Below are 1,060 nucleotides of genomic sequence, written 5' to 3' on the forward strand. Positions count from 1 at the left end.
CCCGGACTGCGGACAGCCAGGCAAGTTACGCGACCACATCACCCGTCGACTCGTTGATCTTCCTGTTGTTGGATTCCCCACTAGGCTGCACGTAAAAGTCCCTAGATTCCGGTGTACAGCCGCCTCATGTAAGAGAAAGATCTTCCAAGAATCTTTAACCTGCGCTGATGACGGCGCCAAGCTCACGCACCGGGTCACCCGCTGGATCTTGCAGCGCCTTGCTATTGACCGGATGAGTGTGTCAGCCACCGCCAAAGCACTCGGTGTGGGCTGGGACCTGGTCAACCAAGTCGCGCTGGATGCCTGCCGCCAGCTTGTCTACGGCGACCCTTGTCACCTAGACGGGGTTCGTATCCTTGGAGTCGATGAACACGTATGGAAACACACCAGAAAACCAGGCCAGGCATCAAACCTGGTGACCATACTTGTTGACCTCACCCCGCTGGTGGACGGGCGTGGGCCTGCTCGTTTGTTAGACATGCGACCGGGCAGGTCCGCAGATGTGCTCAGCGGGTGGCTTAAAGAGCGCGACCCCAGCTTCCGGGAGCAGATACAGGTGGTGACCATGGATGGGTTCACCGGATATGCCACCGCAGTCGAGGAACAACTACCACAAGCGGACAAAGTCATGGACCCTTTCCATGTGGTGCATCTGGCAGCCGACAAGCTCACCAGTTGCCGACAAAGACTCCAACGTGAGACCACCGGACGCCGCGGACGCAAAGATGACCCACTGTACAAGCACCGGCGCACGCTGTTGACCAGGACGAACTATCTCACCGAGCGGCAAAAGCAACGCTTAGAAATGCTGTGGGCCACCGATGACGACTACGTGTGCCTGGAAGTAACGTGGTTGGTCTACCAAGACATGATCACAGCGTACGCGCATCCGAGGAAATCGGAAGGCAAAAAGCTTATGGAACGCATCATCCACACCCTGCGCAAAGGACTACCAAAAGGCTTAGAAGAGCTCGCCCAACTGGGACGCACCCTGTGGCGACGACGCAAAGATGTGCTCGCCTACTTTGATATCGGTGCATCCAACGGCCCCGTCGAGGCA

At 57.5% G+C, this 1,060-nt stretch carries 1 protein-coding gene; it reads left to right on the forward strand.

Going from position 1 to position 1,060, the window contains the following annotated elements; translation table 11 throughout:
* Positions 1–1,060 (forward strand): ISL3 family transposase (locus HMPREF2912_RS07175; protein WP_070683706.1); only part of this gene is annotated, 1,060 nt, incomplete at both ends.

Origin of the sequence: Corynebacterium sp. HMSC056E09, from assembly GCF_001813425.1 — a bacterium.
Classification (GTDB): domain Bacteria; phylum Actinomycetota; class Actinomycetes; order Mycobacteriales; family Mycobacteriaceae; genus Corynebacterium; species Corynebacterium hesseae.